The organism is Ruegeria sp. BG11 (assembly GCF_056538565.1).
On record NZ_JBQFTH010000034.1, the window covers coordinates 1 to 3224 of the forward strand.

Genomic DNA, 3224 nt, shown 5'->3' on the forward strand with positions numbered 1-3224 from the left:
GGGCTGGCCGGCGTCTTTCTGGCCTCGGGCTTCGGAGCCGGACAACCCCTTGAGGGCATCGGCTGGGAATTGTCGGCCATCGCGTCCGTCGTGGTGGGCGGCACTTTGTTGACGGGTGGGATGGGTTCGATCCCTGCGACGGTGGCAGGTGCGTTGTTGCTGGGGCTGGTCTTCAACGTTCTAAATTTTGAAAACGGTCAGGGCACCATCAGTTTCAGTGCCTATTGGCAGATGGTCATACGTGGAGGCTTTCTATTTGCGGTCATCCTTTTACAGTCTCGGGTTATTGCCAGGCAGCAGAAGGTCTTGGGTTCGTGAATCGCATAGAAAGTGTTTCAGCGCGGCTGTTCAACGTTCCGCTCGCAGAGGTCCTCGTCGATGCCAAACATGGGGATCACACGTTTTTTCAATTGATCACGGTCACCATTCAAACCTCGGATGGGGTCGAGGGGGTCGGGTATACCTATACCGGGGGCAAGGGTGGTCACGCCATTCTGGCGATGATCAAGCATGACCTGGCACCGTTCCTTGTAGGACAAGACGCCGAACAGATCGAAAGCCTGTACGATGCCATGCAGTGGCACGTGCACTACGTCGCACGGGGCGGGATCGCCTCGTTTGCCATCTCGGCCGTGGATATTGCACTGTGGGATATTCGCGGCAGAACGCAGAATGCGCCATTGTGGCAGATGGCCGGTGGAGCGTCGAAAAGGTGCAAGGCCTATGCCGGCGGGATCGACCTGAATTTCTCGTTGGAGAAACTGCTGCGTCAGACCGAAGGGTACCTTGCGCGTGGGTTCAACGCAGTCAAGATCAAGGTCGGTCAACCAGACCTGGCCGACGATCTTGCACGTGCCCGGGCGGTGCGCGAGATGCTGGGCCCGGACCGGTTCTTCATGGTTGACGCGAATTACTCTATGAGCGTCGAAGAGGCCATCGTGGCTGCCAGAGGGTTTACCGACTGCGATATTCTGTGGTTCGAGGAACCGACCATTCCAGACGACTACAAAGGTTATGGTCGGATTGTCGAAGCGACGGGCGTTCCCCTTGCCATGGGTGAAAACCTGCACACCATACACGAATTTGAATACGCCTTTGACGACGCGAAACTGAGTTTTATCCAGCCCGATGCCTCAAACTGCGGTGGAATCACCGGCTGGCTGCGCGTGGCCGCGCTAAGCGCACAGCACGGCATTCCGGTTTGCAGTCATGGGATGCAGGAGCTACACGTCAGCCTTGTTTCTGCGCAGCCCAACGCAGGCTGGCTAGAAGTACACTCATTCCCGATAGACCAGTACACGACCCGTCCGCTGGTTGTGGAAGATTGTTTGGCTGTGGCCCCGGATACCCCGGGAACAGGAGTGGAATTCAACTGGGACAAATTGAATGCGGAACACAAGGAGATGCATACATGACGACCCAGACGATCTCTGCGGCATACTACAGGGGCAACAAGAGCTTTGCTGTAGAGCAAGCCCAAGCGACAGATCCGGGCCCTGGCGAGGCTGCCATTCGCGTTGCCTATTGTGGGATTTGCGGGACGGATATGCACGTCTACCACGGCAACATGGATGCCCGTGTCGGCCTGAACCGGGTAATTGGGCATGAGATGTCAGGTGTCATAGAAGCGGTGGGCGAGGGCGTCGATACAGTAAAACCCGGCCAAAAGGTCGTTGTCCGACCGCTGGATCACTGCGGAGAATGCCCGGCCTGCAAACGGGGGCATCAGCATATCTGTCAGAACCTCAAGTTTCTCGGCCTCGATACCGATGGTGCCATGCAAGAGATCTGGACCGTTCCGGCCCACACCTTGCACGTTCTGCCGGATGACTTGCGCATGGATCACGCGGCGCTGATCGAACCGGTCGCCGTTGCCTGCCACGATGTGCGGCTGTCTGGCCTGCAAACAGGAGAGGACGTTGTCGTCATTGGCGGAGGCCCGATCGGCATTCTGGTTGCCATGGTTGCGCGGGACGCGGGCGGAAACGTTGTGATTTCCGAAGTGAACCAAAACCGTCTGGCGATTGCCGAAAAGCTTGGTTTCGACACGATCAACCCAACCGAAACCGATCTGGTGTCCACAATCAACGCGCGCACGGGCGACAAAGGTGCGGATGTGGTTTTCGAAGTGTCGGGAACGCAGCCCGGTGTTGATGCGATGACCGCCGTTGCCGCGACGCGGGCTCGGATCGTGATGGTCGCGATCCATGCCCAAAAGCCCCAGATCGACCTGTTCCAGTTCTTCTGGCGAGAGCTGCAACTGATCGGTGCTAGGGTCTATGAGCCAGAGGATTACGAGAAAGCCATCGCAGTTGTCGCCTCGGGCGGAGTGGACGCGGATGTCGTGATTACTGACGTCAGCCCTCTGGCAGACATTCAGGCCGCGTTTGAAGCACTGGATCGCAGTCCAACCGCAATGAAAAGCCTGATCGAAGTAGGACCGCATTCATGAGTGTTTTGCAAAGTTTCGACCTGGCGGGAAAGACGGCCCTTGTGACTGGGTGCAAACGCGGTATTGGGCGTGGCATGGCCGAGGCATTGGCATCGGCCGGAGCCGATATCATCGGAGTGTCCGCCTCGCTCGAGCTGTCCGGGTCGGATGTCGAAAAAGCCGTGACTGCGATTGGGCGCAAGTTCCGGGCTTACCAATGCGACTTCTCGGATCGCGCCGCGCTGCATGGGTTCGTTGATCAGTTGAGGGTCGACGGGCAAACCCCTGATATCCTTGTCAACAATGCGGGCACGATCAAACGCAAACCCGCTGCCGAACACCCGGACGACTGGTGGGACGAAGTGATTGAGGTGAACCTGTCCTCGCAGTTCGTTCTGTCTCGCGAGATCGGCAAGGACATGCTGGCGCGCGGATCGGGTAAGATCATTTTCACAGCTTCGCTGCTAACATTTCAAGGCGGTATTACCGTGCCGGGATATGCGGCTTCGAAAGGTGGGATTGGACAACTGACCAAGGCTTTGGCCAACGAATGGGCCGGGCAGGGCGTGAATGTGAATGCGATCGCGCCTGGCTACATCGCGACCGACAACACCCAAGCCCTGCGGGATGATCCGGTCCGATCGAAGTCGATCCTTGAACGAACACCCCAGGGCCGTTGGGGTACGCCTGGTGACTTTGCCGGACCGGTGGTCTTTCTGGCCTCTGCCGCGTCTGACTTCGTCAACGGTGAAATCCTTGTCGTCGACGGGGGCTGGATGGGGCGTTAGCACCG

Annotated in this window: 4 protein-coding genes; all 4 read left to right on the top strand. The window is 58.2% G+C overall.

Features of this window, described 5'->3' with window-relative positions:
• On the top strand, positions 1-318 hold a 318-nt coding region (locus ACR0JF_RS23170; RefSeq protein WP_170663411.1), incomplete at its 5' end, for an ABC transporter permease subunit.
• Complete coding sequence (locus ACR0JF_RS23175) at positions 315-1415, top strand: mandelate racemase/muconate lactonizing enzyme family protein (RefSeq protein ID WP_170663409.1); 1101 nt, start codon at positions 315-317, stop codon at positions 1413-1415. The genes ACR0JF_RS23170 and ACR0JF_RS23175, both read left to right, overlap by 4 nt.
• Entirely contained in the window at positions 1412-2452 is a 1041-nt protein-coding gene (locus tag ACR0JF_RS23180) for an alcohol dehydrogenase catalytic domain-containing protein (protein ID WP_170663407.1), read from the top strand. The genes ACR0JF_RS23175 and ACR0JF_RS23180 overlap by 4 nt, the downstream gene beginning before the upstream one ends.
• Positions 2449-3219, top strand: a complete 771-nt coding sequence (locus tag ACR0JF_RS23185) for an SDR family oxidoreductase (RefSeq protein WP_170663405.1) — start codon at positions 2449-2451, stop codon at positions 3217-3219. The genes ACR0JF_RS23180 and ACR0JF_RS23185 overlap by 4 nt, the downstream gene beginning before the upstream one ends.
• Positions 3220-3224 lie beyond the last annotated feature (5 nt).

What these genes read in the sequence shown, in the direction of transcription:
- ACR0JF_RS23185 (WP_170663405.1), top strand. Translation starts at nt 2,449, where the DNA reads ATGAGTGTTTTGCAAAGTTTCGACCTGGCGGGAAAGACGGCCCTTGTG.
- ACR0JF_RS23180 (WP_170663407.1), top strand. Translation starts at nt 1,412, where the DNA reads ATGACGACCCAGACGATCTCTGCGGCATACTACAGGGGCAACAAGAGC.